The sequence below is a fragment of the Amycolatopsis umgeniensis genome (genome assembly GCF_014205155.1).
GTDB classification, from domain to species: Bacteria; Actinomycetota; Actinomycetes; order Mycobacteriales; family Pseudonocardiaceae; genus Amycolatopsis; species Amycolatopsis umgeniensis.
Genome location: NZ_JACHMX010000001.1, coordinates 5068221 through 5086812 on the forward strand (window position 1 = coordinate 5068221; position 18592 = coordinate 5086812).

General features: G+C 67.2%; 16 protein-coding genes. All 16 read right to left on the reverse strand.

Annotated elements, in window-relative coordinates:
* Positions 1-81: 81 nt before the first annotated feature.
* Positions 82-1527, reverse strand: coding sequence for a right-handed parallel beta-helix repeat-containing protein (locus tag HDA45_RS23970; protein WP_184898888.1), 1446 nt, complete (start codon positions 1525-1527; stop codon positions 82-84).
* 56 nt (positions 1528-1583) lie between these two features.
* On the reverse strand, positions 1584-3083 hold the full coding sequence (locus tag HDA45_RS23975; protein ID WP_246480771.1) for a right-handed parallel beta-helix repeat-containing protein: 1500 nt from the start codon (positions 3081-3083) through the stop codon (positions 1584-1586).
* Positions 3080-4396: a glutamate-1-semialdehyde 2,1-aminomutase gene (locus HDA45_RS23980; RefSeq protein ID WP_184898890.1), complete on the reverse strand. Its 1317-nt coding sequence runs from the start codon at positions 4394-4396 to the stop codon at positions 3080-3082. Before HDA45_RS23980 ends, HDA45_RS23975 begins: the two co-directional genes overlap by 4 nt.
* 5 nt (positions 4397-4401) lie before the next feature.
* Positions 4402-4950, reverse strand: a complete 549-nt coding sequence (locus tag HDA45_RS23985) for a dTDP-4-dehydrorhamnose 3,5-epimerase family protein (protein WP_184898892.1) — start codon at positions 4948-4950, stop codon at positions 4402-4404.
* On the reverse strand, positions 4947-6134 hold the full coding sequence (locus HDA45_RS23990; protein WP_184898894.1) for a polysaccharide pyruvyl transferase family protein: 1188 nt from the start codon (positions 6132-6134) through the stop codon (positions 4947-4949). Before HDA45_RS23990 ends, HDA45_RS23985 begins: the two co-directional genes overlap by 4 nt.
* Complete coding sequence (locus tag HDA45_RS23995; protein ID WP_184898896.1) at positions 6131-7081, reverse strand: glycosyltransferase family 2 protein; 951 nt, start codon at positions 7079-7081, stop codon at positions 6131-6133. The genes HDA45_RS23990 and HDA45_RS23995 overlap by 4 nt, the downstream gene beginning before the upstream one ends.
* The gene (locus tag HDA45_RS24000; protein ID WP_184898898.1) at positions 7078-8352 is read right to left on the reverse strand and encodes an MATE family efflux transporter; all 1275 of its coding nucleotides are present in this window, start codon (positions 8350-8352) and stop codon (positions 7078-7080) included. Before HDA45_RS24000 ends, HDA45_RS23995 begins: the two co-directional genes overlap by 4 nt.
* 7 nt (positions 8353-8359) lie before the next feature.
* Complete coding sequence (locus HDA45_RS24005; protein ID WP_184898900.1) at positions 8360-9634, reverse strand: DUF4910 domain-containing protein; 1275 nt, start codon at positions 9632-9634, stop codon at positions 8360-8362.
* Positions 9634-10656 (reverse strand): NAD-dependent epimerase/dehydratase family protein, encoded by a 1023-nt coding sequence (locus tag HDA45_RS24010; protein WP_020633242.1) that lies wholly within the window; start codon positions 10654-10656, stop codon positions 9634-9636. Before HDA45_RS24010 ends, HDA45_RS24005 begins: the two co-directional genes overlap by 1 nt.
* A 5-nt stretch (positions 10657-10661) precedes the next feature.
* Positions 10662-11312, reverse strand: coding sequence for a PIG-L family deacetylase (locus HDA45_RS24015; protein WP_184898902.1), 651 nt, complete (start codon positions 11310-11312; stop codon positions 10662-10664).
* Positions 11309-12106 carry a sugar phosphate nucleotidyltransferase gene (locus HDA45_RS24020; RefSeq protein ID WP_184898904.1) on the reverse strand — a complete coding sequence of 266 codons (798 nt, stop codon included), beginning with the start codon at positions 12104-12106 and terminating at the stop codon, positions 11309-11311. The genes HDA45_RS24015 and HDA45_RS24020 overlap by 4 nt, the downstream gene beginning before the upstream one ends.
* Positions 12103-13338 (reverse strand): class I SAM-dependent methyltransferase, encoded by a 1236-nt coding sequence (locus HDA45_RS24025; RefSeq protein WP_184898906.1) that lies wholly within the window; start codon positions 13336-13338, stop codon positions 12103-12105. Before HDA45_RS24025 ends, HDA45_RS24020 begins: the two co-directional genes overlap by 4 nt.
* 539 nt (positions 13339-13877) lie before the next feature.
* On the reverse strand, positions 13878-15803 hold the full coding sequence (locus HDA45_RS24030; protein ID WP_184898908.1) for a S8 family serine peptidase: 1926 nt from the start codon (positions 15801-15803) through the stop codon (positions 13878-13880).
* Between the two features lie 135 nt (positions 15804-15938).
* Entirely contained in the window at positions 15939-16409 is a 471-nt protein-coding gene (locus HDA45_RS24035; protein ID WP_343072138.1) for an acyl-CoA thioesterase, read from the reverse strand.
* 64 nt (positions 16410-16473) lie between these two features.
* Entirely contained in the window at positions 16474-17661 is a 1188-nt protein-coding gene (locus tag HDA45_RS24040; protein WP_184898910.1) for a BtrH N-terminal domain-containing protein, read from the reverse strand.
* Between the two features lie 41 nt (positions 17662-17702).
* The gene (locus HDA45_RS24045) at positions 17703-18575 is read right to left on the reverse strand and encodes an LLM class F420-dependent oxidoreductase (RefSeq protein WP_184898912.1); all 873 of its coding nucleotides are present in this window, start codon (positions 18573-18575) and stop codon (positions 17703-17705) included.
* Positions 18576-18592: the final 17 nt, after the last annotated feature.

Consider the following 18592-nt stretch of genomic DNA (forward strand, 5'->3'; position numbering starts at 1 on the left):
ACGACCCAAAGGTCGTGACGATGTGGGAATTGGGACGTTGAGTGTCCCAATTCCCACATCGTCACCGCGCGAACCCGACCCTCAACACCTACCGCCCCCAAACGAACTACAAGCATCCTGCGAGTAAGGAGCCGCCTGCCAAGCCGAAGCCCCCACCGTCCGCGAAGTGTCATGAACGACGAACCGCCAAGAGCCCGTATAAGCGTTGTCGTACCACCGATTCTCCTGCCGGAAAGTGACAGCCTCCGAAACGGAAGAACCCCGATAAGGCGACCACTCCGGATAGGTCCCGAAATTCGCCAAGACGGCCATCCGCCCGCACAACGCCGTGCACGAAGATCCGTGAGAGAACTTGTTGCCGTGAATCGAGACCCGCTGGGTCTTCCACCGGCAGTCATCGTACAAAGGACGAGAGGCGATCCCCGGAGAAGAACAGGACGAGACCGAGGGGACGAGACGCGTGCACGAGCCGGAAGAGGTGTTCGCCGGGCTGTTGCAGAAGCGGTCCGCGTTCTCCCACAGGGTGATCCCGGCCCAGTTGTCCTCGAAGACGTTGTCGACGATCTCCACCAGCGAAGTCCTGGCACGAACGCGCGGCTCACCGCCCGATTCCGACAGATAGATCGTCCCGACCGGGAAATCGTCTCCGCGAGCGGCGAAAGCGCGTCCCTGGACGAGGGTGTTGCGCCGGAAGGTGTTCCCGCGGACCACGAGGTTGTAGGAGATCTCGTAGAACAGAGCTTCCGCCTCGTTGTCCTCGATCAGGTTGTCCTCGACGACGAAGTCGTTGTTGTTCGTGTCCGCCCACAGGCCCGCGCCGTGGTTGTGGTGGACCCAGTTGCCGCGGATGTCGGCGCCGTCCACGGCCCAGAATTTGGCGCCGCCGCTGCAGCCGCAGCCGGGAACCTTCTTCTCCCAGTCTTCGGTGTTGTTCCCGGTGATTTCGTTGCCCTCGACGAGCAGCCCGGTGATCCCGTCGCCCGCCCGATAGGCGTTGATGCCGTACTGCCCGTTGTCGCGCAGGCAGTTTCGCAGCACCTCCTGACGCGGTCCCGCCATCATCGCGGCGCCGCGGTTGTCTTCGATGGTGTTGCCCTCGATGGTCCAGTGTTCACCGGAGTCGTGGTTGACCACGCCCTGATCCTGCGGAGCCGCGAAACCGCGGATCGTGAGGCCGCGGATGACGACGTCGCGTGCCTGCTGGGTGAACGCGTAGCGGTTGACGCCGCCCCCGTCCAGGATGGCGCCGGGTGCGCCCAGGTAGGCATTGCCGTCCTTCGGGATGATCTGGCCGAATTCGTCCTGGCCCAGGGTGTGCTTGCCCCCGGCCAGCCAGAACGTCGTGCCGGCCGGGAGTTCGCGCGTCTTGGCGGAGAGATCCGTCCCCGGTTCGACGACCACGGCACCGTCCGGTTTCGGCGGGCTCATCGGGCCCGCCTCGCAGACCGCGACAGGAGCCGCCAGAGCCGGGGAGGCCGTGACGACTCCTGTCGCGAGCAGCATCAAGATGACCAGGAACGCGGGCATACCGGAAACGGTAAGCCACTATGGACGGTCCCAGATGGACACTTACAGGTGAACCTTCAGCACGTCGTCGACTCTCCGAACCCGCTGCAGGCGTCCTGCAGATAGGGCGCCGCCTTCCATTGTTCCGCGGTCAGCCGCCGCGACGTGTCGTGGGCGACGAACGTCCAAGGCCCGTAGTACTGGTTGTCGTACCACCGGTTGTCCTGGCGGAAGGTGATCGCTTCCGAGATCACCGGCCCGCGGTACGGCGACCAGGCCGGGAAGGTCCCGTAGTTCGAGAGCACCGCCATCCGTCCGCAGAGGCCGAGACAGCCCTCCATCGTCGAATCGAACTCGAACGTGTTCTCGTGCACCAGAACGCGTTGGGTCTTCCACCGGCAGTCGCCGTACAGCGGTTCGGTCTTGATGCCCGGATCGGAGCAGGCGGTCGTCGGTGAGACCAGTTCCGTACAGGAGAGCGTGGAGGTGTTGGCCGGGCTGTTGCAGAACCGGTCGGCGTTCTCCCACAGTGTGATCCCCGACCAGTTGTCGGAGAACATGTTGCCCCGGATGTCGATCTGGCTGGTCCGGGCGGGCAGTCTCGGTTCGCCGCCGGATTCGCTGAGGTACACCGCGGCGACCGGGAAGTTGTCACCCTTCGCGGCCCGGGTGCGGCCCTGCACCAGCGCGTTGCGCCGGAACGTGTTCCCGACCAGCTCCAGGTTGTAGGAGATCTCGTAGAACAGCCCCTCGGACGCGTTGTCCTCGATCAGGTTGTCCTCGATCAGGAAGTCGTTGTTGTTCGTGTCGGCCCAGAGACCGACACCGTGGTTGTGGTGGATCCAGTTGCCGGTGATGTCGGCACGGTTCACGGCCCAGAACTTCGCGCCGCCACTGCAACCGCAGCCCGGGATCTTCGTCTCCCAGTCGCCGGTGTTGTTCCCGGCGATCTCGTTGCCTTCGATCACCAGATCGGACAGCCCGCCGCCGAAACGGTAGGCGTTGATGCCGTACTGCCCGTTGTTCCGCAGGCAGTTCCCGATGACCCGCTGGCCGGATCCGGTCATCATCGCGGCGCCGTCGTTGTCCTCGATGATGTTGCTTTCGATGGTCCAGCCTTCGCCCGAATCGTGGTTGACCACGCCCTGATCCCGTTCGGCGACGAAACCCCGGATGGTCAGCCCGCGGATCACCACATCCTTGGCCGAGGTGGTGAAGGCCGCGCGATTGATCCCGCGTCCGTCCAGCACGGCGCCGGGCGCGCCGAGGTAGACGTTGCCGTCCTTGGGCATCACCTGGCCGAACTGGTCGGAACTCAGCGTATGCGTGCCGGGGGCCAGCCAGAACGTGCTCCCCGGAGGACTGAAGCGGGTCTTGTCGGTCAGATCGGTGCCCGGTTCGATGACCTGGGCACCTTCCGGCGCTGAAGGGACGCCGACGGTCGTGCCGCACACCCCTCGAGTCGGCTCTGGTGTCGCCACCGCTGGGGATTCAACGGCGACCTGGAGCAGTAATACCGACAAAGCGACGCGAAGCGCGCGCGAGCCGGCCGAGCGATATGCGATCCCTAAACTCATACCCTTCTCCGAAAAACCGGCTTGACCGAACGGCCACCCAGCCACGGCGCCGGATCATCCGCGTCGAGCGCTTTGCGGTACACGAGGCAAGCCTGCGAGACCACTTCGACTGTCCGGTCGACATCTTCTTCGGACAACGCGCTGCTGACCACGAACGACGGTCCGAGGATCCCACCGGTGACCAGCTGCCGCAGGAACAAGGTGCGATAGTCCTGCGACGGTTTCTTCTCCGCGTCGAGTGTGGCGAAGACGAGATTGCTCGCCCGGCCGCGCACGACGACGTGTTCTTCGACCCCTGCCGAGGCCGCGACTTCGCGGACCCCGGCGGCGAGCCGATCGCCGAGCGCGTGCAGCCGCGCGGCGATGCCTTCTTCGGTGTAGGTCTCTATGACCGCGATCGCGGCCGCCAGCGAATGCGTCTCGGCGCCGTGTGTGGTCGACAGCAGGAAGACGCGGTCCCCGGCGGTGCGAAGGCCACCGAGCTCCATCAGTTCGCGTTTGCCCGCCAGCGCCGAGACGGCGAACCCGTTGCCGAGCGCCTTGCCGAACGTCGAGAGGTCCGGCGTGACACCGTAGAGCCCCTGCGCACCCGCCTCCGACCAGCGGAAACCGGTGATCATCTCGTCGAAGACCAGGACGCAGCCGTACCGGTCGGCGAGTTCCCGCAGGCCGACGAGGTAGCCGGCGGGCGGTTCGAGCTGGGTGGACGCCTCCAGGACCAGGCACGCGACCCGGCCCGCGTTTTCCCGCAGCAGTTCTTCCGTCGCCGCGAGGTCGCCGTACGGGAACGAAACGGTCAGGCCGGTGATCTCGTCCGGGATCCCCGAAGACATCGCGGTGGTGCCGATGAACCAGTCGTCGATGGAGAAGAAGGCGTGGTCGCGGCAGATCGCCACCAACGGCCTGCCGGTGGCCGCCCTGGCGAGCTTGACCGCGGCCGTGGTGGCGTCCGAACCGTTCTTGGCGAACTTGACCATCTCCGCGGTGGGGACGGTCTCGAGGAACTTCGTCGCCGCCCGTTCCTCCACGATGGACGGACGAGCGAAGTTCGCGCCCCGGTCGATCTCCCGCTTGGCGGCTTCGCTGACCCGCGGGTGCACGTGCCCGAGGCTGACCGCGCGCAGCCCCGAGCCGTACTCGATGTACTCGTGCCCGTCGACGTCCCAGACATGCGCGCCGCGCCCGTGGGAGATGACCGGTGCCAGGTTCTCCGGGTACTGGTCGTCGCCCTTGGCGTAGGTGTGCGCGCCTCCGGGGATCATCGCGTGGAGGCGCTCATTGGCCCGCATGGATCGGGGGAGATGACGGGTCACCTGTCTCACCTCGTGTTCTGTAGTACCGCGGAAAGGGGAAGGGCTCGGCGATCCCGCTCCGAGACGAAGGCGGGCGGAAGCGGCCAGTCGATCGCCAGCTCGGGGTCGTCGTAGGCGATCGCGACGTCTTCGGCGGGATCGTGCGCGCGGTCGATCCGGTAGGAGACGTCGGCGTATTCGGTGAGCGCCTGGAACCCGTGCGCGCAGCCCGCCGGGATGTACAGCGAGACCTGGGTCTCGCCGGACAGGTCGAACGTCTCCTTGCCGAGATAGGTCGGCGAATCCGGCCGCAGGTCGACGACGACGTCGAAGACGGCGCCCCACGAGCACCGGACCAGTTTCGCCTCGCCGAGACCGGAGCGGAGATGCATCCCGCGCAGCACTCCCTTGCGGGACCGGGAAACGCTGTCCTGGAGGAACCCGTCCGGATCGATCCCGGCCGACCGGACGACGTCGGCGTCGAAAGTGCGGCTGAAGAAGCCGCGCTCGTCGGCGTGCGGGGTCGGTTCGAACAGGAACGCGCCCGCGATGGCGGGCACCGGGATCACCTTCATCGGACTCCCAACGGCAGGAAGGCGGCCGACAGCTCGGAGAACTGCTCGTCCAGTAGTCGCACCTGTTCCGCGCCGCGTTTCGCGAGGGTGCCGGCCAGTTCGCCCGCCCGGGTCTCGAGTTCCGCGAACTGGCGCACCAGAGAGTCGAAATCGATCTCCTTGGCCGACTGGCAGAATTCCCCCAGCCCCAGTGTGGTCATGAGGACCTCGTTCTTGCCGGCGTACCCGATGGACAACGTCGGTTTCGCCAGCTTCAGCGCGCACAGGACGTTGTGGTACCGGGTGGCGACGACGGTCTCGACAGCCGACATCGCCCGCAGCACGTCGTCCAAAGTGGCCGTGTCGGCGGCGGTGATCAGCGGGGATTCCAGTTCCCGCATGATCTCGTCGACGACCTGGCGGTCGGCCCGGTCGCCGATGAACAACCGCACCGGCCTGCCGTCGGCGACGAGCCGGGCGACGAACCGGGTCATGTTGTCCACATAGGACTCGTAGATGTCGTTGGCGCGGGCCCTGTCGTCGTTCCCGCCGTGGTAGGCCATCACCCCGACCCCGACGGAACGGGGCACCACCGGTTCCGAAGGCGCGGGGAGGGCGAAGGCGAGGTCGGGGTAGACGCGGTCGTTCGTGACGTCCACCCCCATCGCGCGCATCGCCTCCCGTGACGGCTCGTCCCGGTACGACCGGAACGTCGCCAGCCGCGCGGCCCAGCCGATGACCGACCGGGTGACCCGGTGCGTGCTCACGTTGGCGCCGACGCTCACCAGCGCCACCTTGGTGCCGACCATCCGGCCGGACGCCGAAAGCAGCAGCAAGGCGTACGGGAAACCCCACGGACGCAAGGGAAGGGTGGATTCGAGGACACCCATCCCCGGCACGATCACCACGTCCTGGCGCCGTGCCCACGCCACCGTGCGGACGATGTCGACGAGTTTGCCGAAACCCTTCATGGCGATGGAAAGCGGTCCCGAAGCCGTCCGGTACTCACCCTGGTACCAGTTCAACGCGGTCGTCTCGAGGTCGTAGCGCGACGCGACGATTTCCGGACCGCCGCACATCACGCTGATCGCGGCGCCCGGATGTTCCGCGCGCAGATACCCGAGGACCGCCTCGAAAGAACCGTCGTTGCCGAGGTTCCCCGATCCGAGGAGTCCGAACAGCCCGATTCTCGCGGGCGAGGTCAAGGGACTCGTCCCTCCTGGCCGGCCACGACTGAAACCACGGACACTTCACGCGGACCGGTTTCGGCCTCGGCCTGCACCGGCATCCGCCCCATCGCCGGGTTCCCCGCCCGGTTCAGCATCCATTGCCGCAGGTAGCGGAAGCATTCACGCTTCTCCGCGGCCGAGATCGGCGCGTTGCGGATCGCGTTGACGTACCCCAGGACGTACTCGCCGAGCAGCCGGATCATCGGGTGACGCAGTTTGTCGGCGCGCTTCGGGTCGAGGTTGGTGGCACGCCTGCGCACGGTCGGGTGCTCGTGTTCGGAGCGGCCGGGGTGGTCGCGCCGGAAGTACAGCCAGTCGGGCACCTGATGGAACGGGCCGTGCAGGGCCAGTTCCGAGATGATCGTGCGGTCCGCGTGGTGGTAGCTGTCCAGCGGCGCGACGCGGCGCAGCACCTCGGTGCGGATGACCGCGCCGTCGTCGTCCCCGCCGGGGGCGAACAGCGTGCTGCGGAAGCGTTCCGCGGCGTGCGGCGAGACCGTGTTGAGCGGGTACTCCAGCGCCTGCGTGACGACGGCCTTCTCGTCGATCATCGCCGTCCACGAGTGCGAGAGGACGAACTCGGGGTGCTCGTCGAGCGCCTCGACGCACCGCTCCAGCAGGTCGCGCGCGTACAGGTCGTCGTCGGAGGCCCACTTGAACAGCTCGCCGCGGGCGACGTCGACGCAGTAGTTGTGGTTGGGCGCGCAGCCGATGTTCACCGGCTGGCGAACATAGCGGACGCGGGAATCCAGCTTCGTGTACTCACGGCTGATTTCTTCGGTGCGATCAGTGGACGCGTTGTCCGAGATGATCAGTTCGAAGTTCTCGTAGCTTTGGCCGAGGAGTGCGTCCAGCGATTCGGCGAGGTAGTCCTCGCCGTTGTAGACCGGGAGCCCGATGCTCAACCGAGGAGCGGTGCTCATGACGTCCTCATTTCTTCCTTCTCCGAAGTCAGGTGCTCTTTGAGAGCGATGTGCAGCTGAAGCCACCACACCGCGGAACCGCTGGTGATCGCCAACGCGACCCCCCAAGCGGATCCGGACGCCCCGGCCAAGAAGGCGCCTATGAGCCCGAAACCGACATAGCCGGCCGAGTTGATCAGCTGGGCGCGAAGGCTCCTTTTCGCAGCGCCGAGCGCACGCAATCCGGCGGCCGCCCCGGTGTTGAACCCCGCCGCGGCGATGCCGATGGTCACCGGGAGGATCAGTTCCGAAGCGGGATCCCAGACGTCACCGAGTACGAACCGGCCGGCGTCATGGGGTACCAGAAGCAAGGCGAGGCCCCAGAGCAGGGCCGCTGCCGCCTGGCCGGCGCCGAGGACGGCGCAGAATTTCCGAAGGCGATGCGGGGCCCGTTGGAGCACCCGCGCGCTTTCGGCCACTGTGACCAGGGAAAGTCCCATCAAAAGGGCGAAGAACGGCCCGAGGAGCAGCTCGGCGCCGCGGACCGCGCCCACACTCGCCAGCCCGGCGATGGCGCCGAGACCGTACATCCGCAGCTGCGACGAGCCGCTGTTGCTGACGTTTTCGATCAGGTAGCGGGTGCCGAGGTCGCGGTGTGCCTTGAGCCATTCGAGCGTGCCGCGCGGATCGGGCCGGACCCCGGACTGCAGGCAGCCGTAGCCTGCGGCGACCGCGCCGGAAAGGCCCCACGCCAGGATGAACGCGACGACCGTGTCGAACCAGCGGTGCGCGATGAACAGCGCGGGGATCAGCGCGACACCCCACACGAGGTCGTTGACGAACGCCTTCTTCCCGTGCCCCGCGGCGAAGAAGGTGAACCGCCAGGCGTCCTGCAGCAGCAGGGTGGGGATGACGAAGCCGAGCGCGATGAACGCCCCGCCGATGGGCCCGCCCACCACGAGACCGGCGGCGACGCTCACCAGACCGGCCGCGACACCCACGGAGAGCGCCGTCCCGGTCGCCTTGGCGGTCGCGGTCCGCCAGGACTCGGTGGACACCCCGGAGAACCGCACCATCAGCGGATCCGTCGTCAGCCCGCGCGAAAGGTTGAGCACCACGCCGTAACTGACCCAAGCGAGGCTGAACATGCCGAAGGCGAACGTGCCGAGCGAGCGCGCCACGAACAGCCCGACCACGAAGTTGGTGATACTGGAGACGGCCTGGTCGCCGAGGCCCCAGCTGAGCCGTCCGGCCATGGCCCGGACGGCTTGGGAACGCAGAAGTGATCGCATGGGGCCTCTAATCCTTGAGCAATCCGGCGTCGTGGAGCGCCTGAGCGGCGGCGACGACGGAATCGAACGGCAGCCCGGACCGCTCGGCGACGTCGAGCAGGCTGTGCTCGCCGTCCGAGAGGTTGAGCACCCAGAGCATGGCCATCTGGGCTTGTTTGGCGTCGCTTCGACCGCCGAGCGAGTCGTACAGCCCGCGCTTGCCGAGTTGCGGCTCGCCGTAGGGGCTGAGGTTGACGTAGCTGCGGTCGCGGTCGAGGACGGCGTGCACGTCCCGCAGGGTCCGGAGGGTTTCCTCCATGGCCTCCGTGGAGACGAAATCGAGGTTGTCGGCCGAGGTGTGGTACTCGGGATAGCCCGCGTACGGCGTCCTCGTCAGCGAGCCGACACCGAGGTCGAAGCCGGGGGAGCAGAACTGACGCTCGTCGTATCCGTACGGCGAGAAGTCCACGATCTTGTGCGCGCGATCGGCGAGGACGTACGCGAGGACGCGGTCGATCTCGGCGTCGCCACGACGGCTTCGCTTGTATGTCAACGATCCCGGGTCACCGGCGCAGGCCAGCACGAGCCCGGCCTTGATCCGGCCGACGCGTTCGTTGTTGCGCGCGAGCCAGGTGATGGCGCCGATCGTGCCCGGCATGAACAGGAACCGGTACGTGTGGTGGGGCTTTTCGAGCGTCTGCGCGAACGCGGCGGCGATCGCGATCCCGGCGACGTTGTCGTTCGCCAGCGAGGGATGACACGTGTGGCAGGAGATGATCACCTCGTCGGCGACCTCGCCCGGCACGACGTGCTCGGCGTAGGTGAGGTGCCCGTCGGCCAGGGTGGAATCGATGTGCACCTCGTACTCGCCGTCCGGCATCGCGTCGAGAGTGTCCTGCGCCAGGCAGAAACCCCACGTCGGCGAGTAGTAGCTGGTCCGGTACGGCACCAGCGACGGCTGCTCGGGCAGCGTGTGCAGGTGTTCGCGCAGCTCGGAGAGCGGCATCTTCCGCGAGATCGGCACGCTGTAGCCGACGACGTGCAGGTTCGACTCGCCGAAGTCGACCACGCGGCGGCCCGAGGCGTCCTTGATGTACGCGTCGCGGATGTTCCACTCCTGCGGCACCGTCCAGTCCAGTACTCCGGTGCCGGTGGGGACCTCGTGGATCTGGAGTGGGATGTGCTCGCCGACGATCTCCAGCGTGCGGCGGACGCCGTCGCCGGTGATGCTGCGGCACAACGGGTACAAGCGCTCGACCAGCTTTCGCAGGTCGGCGCTCGTCTCCAGGTCCCGGTATGTCATCAGCGACGTCGCAAGGTGTCGTCGAGTTCGCCTGCCGCGGTGCGGTCCTGCAGCCGCGCGAGCCGGGTGAACAGGCGCTGGAAGCCGTGTTCGGTGAGGCCGTGGGTCTTGTAGGCGTCGATCAGTTCGAGCGCGCCGTCCTTGACCGACCAGTCGCAGTCGAAACCGGGGATCGCCGCGCGGAACCGGGAGAAGTCGACCCGGTAGGAGCGCGGGTCCGCGCCCGCCTCCCCGGTGATCCGCAGCGTCGAGCCGGGAACGGCCTCGACGACCTCTTCGGCGATCTCGGCGACGGTCACGTTGTTGCGTTCGGTGCCGATGTTGAACGCCTTGCCGTGCACCGCTTCCTTGGGTGCCACCAGGGCCGCCGCGAAGGCGCGCGCGATGTCCTTGGCGTGGACCAGCGGCCGCCACGGCGTGCCGTCGGAGAGCACCAGGACTTCACCGGAGAGGTGGGCGTGCGCGGTGAGGTTGTTGAGCACGATGTCGCCGCGCAGCCGGGGCGAGAAGCCGAAAGCGGTGGCGTTGCGCATGTACACCGGGCTGAAGTCGCCGTCGGCGAGCTCCTGGACGTCGTCCTCGACCCGCACCTTCGACTCGGCGTAGGGCGTCACCGGGCGCAGCGGCGCGTCCTCGTCGACCAGGCCGTCGCCACCCGAAGCGCCGTAGACGGAGCACGTCGAGGCGTAGAGGTACCGCTTGACCCCGGCGTCCTTCGCGAGCTTGGCGAGCTTGACCGACGCGTGGTGGTTGATGTCGTAGGTCAGCTCCGGCGCCAGCGAACCGAGCGGGTCGTTGGACAGCGCGCCGAGGTGGATCACGGCGTCCACCCCGGCCACGTGCTCGGCCGTGACGTCACGAAGGTCGACCTCGAAGCCTTCGGGGTCTTCGGGCTGGGGACCCAGCACGCAGGTGTCGTAGAGACCGGAGTCGAGGCCGATCACCTCGTGGCCTTCGGCGGCCAGCACCGGGGCCATCACCGTGCCCAGGTACCCCTTGTGCCCGGTCAGCAGCACACGCATCGCTTTCAGCCTTTCGAAGTGAGGTCGAGCGTCAGTTTTTTGAGGTCGAAGGCCTCGGCATAGCGCTGCCCGCATTCGATACCGCGAATGCGGGCGAGGCCGAGGAAGGCTTCCCGGTCGTACCAAGGCCGGTGCCGCTGCGAGGCGTAATGCTCCTGCAGCAGCCGGACCTTCTCTTCGGCGAGCTCGGTCGAGAGCGGGACGTACGCGGTGGGCTTGCCGAGGTCGCCGTCCCATTTGGCGATCTCGTACTCCAGCTGGAGATGGGTGCGGAACACCGTCGGCACCAGCGTCGCCAGGCCGCGGTGATCCTGATGTGCGTCGGCCGTGCGCGGGGAGAGGACGAGGTCCGGTTCGGTGCGGCGGCGCAGTTCCTCCAGCCCGTTCTTGGCCTCTTCCCAATGCGCGGGGAACCGGCCGTCGGGCAGTTTGAGCACGGTGACCTCGACGTCGGCGCCCGGGCAGAAGGCCGCGAGCGCGGCGCGCTCCTCGGCCTCCCGTTCGGTGCCGCCGCCGGACAGGACGAGCGCGTCGACCCGGACACCCGGGTTGGCCGCGCACAACGTCAGCAGTGTGCCGCCCGCCCCGATGGCGATGTCGTCACAATGCGCGCCGAGCGCGACGATCCGCTCGATCCTGGTACCGAGTCCGATCACGCCGTGCTCGCCGTCGCGGGTTCGCGCTCCCACCGCGCCCAGGGGCGGTCGCCGTGGGCGTAGGCGTCGTCCAGCTGGACGCGTTCCTTCACGGTGTCGGTCGGCTTCCAGAACCCGCGGTACGGGTACGCCAGGAGCTTGCCCTGCTTGGCGAGTTCGCCGCAGCCGTCGGCCACCAGGTCACCGCCCTCGGGGATGTGGTCGAAGACCTCCTGGCGCAGCACGAAGTACCCGCCGTTCTCCCACAGCGGCATCTCGCTGACCGGGGTCAGCGCGCCGATGCGGCCGTCCTCGCCCATTTCGACGCAGTGGAACGACGACTGCGGCGGCACGACCATCATCGACGCGCCGGCGTCGGAGTTCTTGAACCGGTCGATCATCTCCGGCAGCGGGGCGTCGGTGAGGACGTCGGCGTAGTTGGCGAGGAACATCTCGTCGCCGTCGAGATGCGGGCGCACCCGGCGCAGCCGCTCGCCGATGGCCGATTCGAGGCCGGTCTGCACGAAGGAGATCGACCAGTCCGCGATGTCGGTCGAGAGCAGTTCCGCCTTGCCGTTCCGCAGGACGAAATCGTTGGAGACGGTCTCCTGGTAATTGAGGAAGAATTCCTTGATGTGGTGCGCGCCGTAACCGAGGCAGAGAATGAACTCGGTGTGCCCGAAATGCGCGTAGTAGCGCATCACGTGCCAGATCAGGGGTCTGGGGCCGACCATGGCCATCGGCTTGGGCACGTCGGACGCGTCACCGTTGCGCATCCGCATGCCGTAGCCGCCGCAGAAGAGGACTACCTTCACGACTTCACCTCGACGATTTCCAGGTGCGGGATGGGGAAGACCAGTTTTCCGCCCCAGCTGTCCACAAAGGACAATTGGGCGGTCAGTTCCTTCCGGAGGTTCCACGGAAGGACGAGCACGTAGTCGGGCTTGTCCGCTTCGATGCGCTCCGGCGGAAGGATGGGGATCCGGGTGCCGGGGGTGAAGCGGCCGTGCTTGTACGGGTTGCGGTCGACGGTGTACCGCAGCACGTCCGGGCGGATGCCGCAGTGGTTCAGCAGCGTGTTGCCCTTGCCGGGAGCGCCGTAACCGACGACGGTCTTGCCTTCGAGCGCCGCGTCGGTGAGGAACTTGTTCAGGTCGAGCCGGACCTTGGTGACCCGCTCGGAGAATTCGGTGTAGCCGGACATTTCGTGCAGTCCGGCCGCCTTCTCGGCGTCGAGGATCTCCATCATCCGCTCGCTCGGCTCACCGGCGACGGCGTCCGGGCGCGCCCACAGCCGGATGGACCCGCCGTGGGTGGGGAGGAGCTCGACGTCCACAACGGACAATCCGCCGCGCGCGAGGGCCCGGCGCGCGGATTCCACCGTGTAGTACTGGAAGTGCTCGTGATAGATCGTGTCGTACTGGTTCTCCTGGATCAGCGTCAGCAGGTGCTGGACCTCGATGCTGACCCAGCCGTCATCGGCGACCAGGGCGCGGAGCCCGTGCGTGAAGCCGATGATGTCCGGAATGTGTGCGTAAACGTTGTTCGCCACGACGAGGTCGGCGGGACCGTGCTCCTCGCGGACGTCGCGTCCGCTTTCGGGGCTGAGGAAGGCGGTCTTCGTCGGCACCCCGGCGTCACGCGCGGCTTGGCCCACGTTCACCGAAGGTTCTACACCCAGACAGCGGATCTGCTGCGCCACAACGTGTTTGAGGAGATAACCGTCGTTGCTGGCGACTTCGACGACGAACGAAGAATCGTCGAGGCCGAGCCGCTCGACAGCGCCGTCGACGAAGGTCTTGGCGTGTTCGACCCAGGAGGCGGAATACGACGAGAAGTACGCGTATTCGGTGAAAGTCTCTTCCGGGGTGATCAGCGGCGGGATCTGGGCGAGCCAGCATTCGGTGCAGACCTGCAGGTGCAGGGGGTAGGTCGGTTCCGGTTCCGCGAGCCCGCCCGCGGTCAGGAAACGTTCGCACGGCGGCGTCGCTCCGAGGTCGACGACGCTGGCGAGATGGGCCGAGCCGCAGAGTCGGCAGGTGGTCATCGAGAGGCTCCTTGGCTCGCGTCACGTATCCCAGACGTCGGCACCCCGGGCCCCCTCGTTACAGGCCATTCAGGGCTCTCACATTTCCGTCTCTTAACCGAAACCTGTCGTCTCGGCCATCGGCGCAGACGTCTCGGCCATCCGGGCGCGGGCAATACGCGGCCGAAGCGCTACCGAGGGTGATCATGGTGGCCCGTGGGCCTGGTGGGTCGTCACCTTGAAACACGGTGCGCGAGTACGTGAAGGCCTCCTTCCCTACCTTGAGAGTAGGGAAGGGGGCCTTCACGACATTGCCGGAGTGATCTGCGGTGACGATGGGATGAACGCGACATTTCCGTAGCCCTTTACGGACTTGCGAGTACCGGAAGGTCCCCTTCCTTGCGCCAGGCGCATGCAGCTATCCCTTCACCGCCACCTCAGCTCACCTCCAAGACCCGCGTGAAGGCCCCCTTCCCTCGGCTCAGCCGAGGGAAGGGGGCCTTCACGCGCAAAGCGGAAGCGCCGGAAATACCCAAGCGGCAGTGGCGCCCCTCACACCGTCAAGAAACCACCAACGCGTAGTCCGCGTCGGTCGCCGACGTCTCCGGGTGACCGTCGGCGTTCACCTGCGTCGCGACGACCTCCACCGTCCACGTGCCCGCGGCGGGCTTCTCGAGGATCACGTTCTCCACCGTGTCGACGGTGTTCGGCGCCCCGCCCGAGGTCGAGAAATTGCCCGCCTTCAGCCCGTTGTTGCCGTAGTACACGGTCCCGTTCGGCGCGGTGACCTTCAGCGTCAGGTCGTTGACCCTGGTGACCGACGCGCTCGGCGAGCCCGCCGGATCGGTGTAGGCCAGCGTCGCCTTGAACTGCTTCGTCCCGTTCACCGCGACCGTGTACTTCTTGGACTGCCCGGTGCCCAGCAGATCCGTCTCGTTGACCAGCACCGGCAGCTTCCAGCCGTTCGCCTTGGCCTGTTCGTGCAGGTACCGCACGTTCGCGGTGCCCCAGCCCTGGTGCGTCCGGGTCATGTCGTGCGACGTGCCGGTGAACGCGAACTGGTCGGCCCCGTTGATCAGCAGTGCCTTCGCGGTCGCGGCGTGCGGTCGGCTCGTGAAGACGTCACGGCCCTTGCCGGGCCCGCCGTCGAAGACGCCGTCGGCCCACATCTGGAACAGCAGACCGGCGTTTCCGCAGGTGATCGGGGTCGCGCCGCTCGTGCCGCCGAACGACGTCGTGTACGAGGTGTCACTGCCGGACGACGTGGTGTCGATCCTGTCGTAGTAGTTCGACAGCTCCGGTTTGATCCGGCCGTCGGCGGCCGGGCCGATGCTGGCGCCGCCGTTCCACTTGTCGTCGGTGCGGCCCAGCGTGTTGTAGTGGTACTGCCCGCCGACCGAGAGCACGTTCTTCGACCAGGCCTGCGGCCGTGACTGCTGGCTCCCCGCGTTGCTCTGCGACTGGCAGATCAGCAGGTCGTGGTCGAAAACGATGCGGTCGAGCTCGGCTGAGACCGAGTTGTACGCCGTGGTCAGCCCGCCGCCCCAGCTGTTGCTCTGGAACACCGCGCGGTACTTGCCCGCCGGGTCGACCAGCTCCTTGGTGTGGGCGTAGCGGTCCGGCTTGTTGTAGGTGGCGAAGATGCCCTGCCCCTCGGGCAGCAGGCCCCGCTGCGGCGCGCTCACGCCCGAGGCGAAGATCTGGCCGTACGTCGAAGTGCCGTGGCTGGTGTCGGTCGAGTTCGTGCCGTGCAGCACGGTCGGCCGCGCCTTGAACTCCTGGTGGGTGGCCCGCAGTCCACCGTCCATCACCTCACCGCGCACACCCTGGCCGCGGTAGCCGCCGGCGCTTTCGATGTAGTTCGCGCCGCTGCTTTCCCGCGCGTTCGCCATATCGGTCTCGGGTGCGGTGATCGCGCCGACAGCGAGCACCTCGGCACCCTGCGCCACGGTGGCCGCCTGGCCGGAGCCGAGTTTCGCGACGATGTGCTGCCCGCTTTGCGAGATCGCCTCGACGCTGCCGCCGAGCCGCAGGATCCGCTCGGCCACCGCCCGCTGGTCCCGTGCGTCGGTTTCGACCAGTGTCACCAGATAGCTGCCCGTCCCGGCCAGCGAGATTTCCACCTTGTCATCCGGCCGGTATTCGCCGAGCCAGCGGACGAAAGTCAATTTCGCGATCGATTCGCGGTTCTCCGGCTTCAGCCGGACCACGTAGGCGAAATCGGGAATGTAGGTCCCGATTCGCACGCCCAGTGAGCGCAATCGTTCGCGCTGTGTGTCGGTCAGCGAGCCGCGGACCTGGAGCAGGTAGGCGCCCTTCCAGTCCTGGCTCGCGGCCGTCCGCTGGCTGAGTGGATCAAAGGTCCTGCTGGCCAGACGGATGAACTGCGGATCTTCTCCGGACGGGGCGGCGGCCGCCACCCCGCTCGTCAGGAGGAGCGCGCCGACCAAGGGCGCGAGAAAGCGGACAGACTTCGGCCGTGGCATGAAATACCTCCGGGGATCTCAGCAGGGAGAGATCTTTCGAAGGTACCGGCCGAAAAGTGCGATGATCAGCCGCTGAACGGCCCAGCCGTTTTCCGGTGTTGCGGGAAATGGAGCATAAACGGTTAAAAAGTCGATTCAGCGGGCGGCGGGGATTTCGTCGATCGCCCCGCTGAACCGCGTCAGCCGCTCGCGTTCCTCTTCGTCGAGGCGCCGCGTGCTGCCTTCGGGCAGAGTGCACGCGACCCAGATGGTGCGGCAGCGCGCGTAGACGGCCATCTCGTCGCGGAGCCTGCTGTTCACCACGACGTCGCAGGTCCCGATCCGGCCGACGACGGTCTCCACCTCGACCGGATGGTCGCGGAAGGTCAGCCGCCGCACGTAGCTGACGTTGTGCTTCGCGATCAGATAGGCCGGTCCTTTCGTCCGGAAGACGCGCTCACGCAGCGGGTCGAGCATGGCGACCTGGGCTTCTTGGAGGTAGTCCAGCAGCCGCACGTTCCCGACGTGGCCGAGATAGTCCAGGTCGGCGACACGCAGGCGGTGGCGGTACAGGTGGATCTCGGGAGCGGGACGCGCACTGGTCGTCCCCAGCGGATGTGCGTGCACGAAGTGGATCTTCAAGGATCGCGTGGCGATCCGGCCGCGCGGCGCAACGGACAGCTACCCGGGTTCACTCCATCAGGGCTTCGGAGAGTTCGCGGATCGCCTCGGTCTCGGCGGTGTGGATGTCCCGGATCAGCGTGCCCATCGTGGCGAAGAGGTCGCCGACCTCGACGTCGGTGAACGGCATCTCGTCGTTGTAGTGCGCGCGCAGTTTCCACATTTCCGCGCCCGCCGCCGCGGCCGCGTCCTGCCCCGCGTCGCCTTCACGGACACCCGCCGAAACCGCGCTGACCAGCCCGCGCACCCAGGCGAACTCCGCTGTCGACGCCGGAACGGCGGCCTCGGCCAGCTCGGCCCAGCGCTCGCCGATCCCCCGCCACGTCGACGCCTGATCGGCCAGCTCCGGGAGTTCGAGCAGGCCGGAGGCCTCGGTGAGCGCGTCGGCGAACAGCCCGCGCAGATGCCCGCCCGCCATCCCGGCCGGGGTGACGCTCTCCCAGACGTTCAACAGCGCCCCGACAAGCCCGCGCCGCTCGCCGAAAGCGCGCGGCCAGCCCTTGGGGTCACGTTCGTCGGTCATCGCCTTCGCCCAGCGTCCCCAGGCGGGCAGCGAGAACGACTTCGACGGCGCCGAGAGGTTCCGCGCGCAGTCCGTCAGCCCGCCGCGCACGGCGGCCCGCCAGTCGGAGACCTCGCCGGGCTGAGTCGTCGCGAGCAGGTTCTTGTACGAGCCGACCCGGGCGCGCGCGGCGTCGAACGTCTTCCGGTCGACCGTCAGCGGGGCGAGGTTCCGGTCGTCGACGAGCACCCGGCCGTCCTCCTCGCCGTACGCGACGACGAAATGCCCGCCACCGCCGGACATCTCCGGTGGGAGATGCCAGTAGCCGAGCGATTCGTTGTCGGGGAGGACGATCACCGGCCGTCCCGCCTCGAGATCGGCGGTGAGCCGTTTCGCCGCGGCGCGTTTGCCGCCGGTGGTGTGGATGTCGACGCCGAGCCCGAGACGGTCCATTGTGGACTTCAGCCACTCCTGCGGATATTGCCAGCGCGCACGGAAACCGAACACGATCGTCGACATCGTCTCGTGCGCGAAGTCCCACAGGATGTAGCCGGCACCGATCCCGCCGGACACGGCGAAGAGCAGGGCCTCGCTGGGCGCCTTCCCGTCCGGCCCTTCGACACCGTGATGCGCCAGTACGGCCGCCACGGCCGACACGTCCGGTTGAAGCCCGCCACGCAATTCGTACTCGCTCACCCCGCCATCATGCCCGTGGAAGGCGGGGTGAGCGAGTGTCGTCAGAGCTTTTCCGCGGCCGGGATGACGTCCGCGCCGATCTTTTCGATCAGGTCGAGGTCGGGAAGGCCGGGGATCGAACCGAGCGCGACGTCGACACCGAGTTCGGCCAGTTTGCCGAGTGCGTCGTTGAGTTCGCCGGTATTCTCGCCCTTCGGCCCGATGTCGAGGGTGTGATAGACGGTCTTGGTGATCTCGGCGTAGTCGCGTCCCTCGTTCTCGCAGTGCTGCTTGAGCACGCCGAGTTTGCGTTCGAGGTCCGGGCCGTTGAAAAGATTGCACATGTCGCCGTATTTCGCGACGAACCGCAGCGTCTTCTTTTCGCCGCCGCCCCCGATCATGATCGGCGGACGCGGCTTCGACAGCGCCTGCGGAACGTTCATCAACCTTTCGGCCTGGTAGTGCTTGCCCTGGAAGGGGCCGTCGTCTTCGCTCCACATCTGGCGCACGTAGCGCAGCGTCTCTTCCAGCCGCTCGAAACGTTCCGCGGTGGAGGGGAAGGGGAAGCCGAGCCCGCGCGATTCCTCTTCGTTCCAACCGGCCCCGATGCCGAGAATGGCGCGGCCGCCGGAAAGGACGTCCAGGGTCGTGATGGCCTTCGCCAGCAGGCCGGGCTCGCGATAGTGCACCCCGGTGACGACGGTCAGGAGTTTCACGCGTTCGGTGTGCGCGGCGAGGAAACCGAGCGCGGTGTAGGCCTCGATCATGTCGTTCTCCACCGGGCCCACCACCGAGATCTGGAAGAAGTGGTCCATCAGGGCGAGGGAGTCGAAGCCGGCTTCGTCGGCCTTCTTGGCGACGGCCGCCAGATCGGCGCCCAGCGCGCTCGCGCCGTTCGGCCACGTGAGGTCCGGGATCTGCAAACCGAGTTTCATGCTTTCGACGGTATACC

Excerpts from the sequence above, each read along its gene's own strand:
- HDA45_RS23970 (WP_184898888.1), bottom strand. The coding sequence starts at position 1,527 with ATGCCCGCGTTCCTGGTCATCTTGATGCTGCTCGCGACAGGAGTCGTC.
- HDA45_RS23975 (WP_246480771.1), bottom strand. The coding sequence starts at position 3,083 with ATGAGTTTAGGGATCGCATATCGCTCGGCCGGCTCGCGCGCGCTTCGC.
- HDA45_RS23985 (WP_184898892.1), bottom strand. The coding sequence starts at position 4,950 with ATGAAGGTGATCCCGGTGCCCGCCATCGCGGGCGCGTTCCTGTTCGAA.
- HDA45_RS23995 (WP_184898896.1), bottom strand. The coding sequence starts at position 7,081 with ATGAGCACCGCTCCTCGGTTGAGCATCGGGCTCCCGGTCTACAACGGC.
- HDA45_RS24000 (WP_184898898.1), bottom strand. The coding sequence starts at position 8,352 with ATGCGATCACTTCTGCGTTCCCAAGCCGTCCGGGCCATGGCCGGACGG.
- HDA45_RS24005 (WP_184898900.1), bottom strand. The coding sequence starts at position 9,634 with ATGACATACCGGGACCTGGAGACGAGCGCCGACCTGCGAAAGCTGGTC.
- HDA45_RS24010 (WP_020633242.1), bottom strand. The coding sequence starts at position 10,656 with ATGCGTGTGCTGCTGACCGGGCACAAGGGGTACCTGGGCACGGTGATG.
- HDA45_RS24025 (WP_184898906.1), bottom strand. The coding sequence starts at position 13,338 with ATGACCACCTGCCGACTCTGCGGCTCGGCCCATCTCGCCAGCGTCGTC.
- HDA45_RS24030 (WP_184898908.1), bottom strand. The coding sequence starts at position 15,803 with ATGCCACGGCCGAAGTCTGTCCGCTTTCTCGCGCCCTTGGTCGGCGCG.
- HDA45_RS24045 (WP_184898912.1), bottom strand. The coding sequence starts at position 18,575 with ATGAAACTCGGTTTGCAGATCCCGGACCTCACGTGGCCGAACGGCGCG.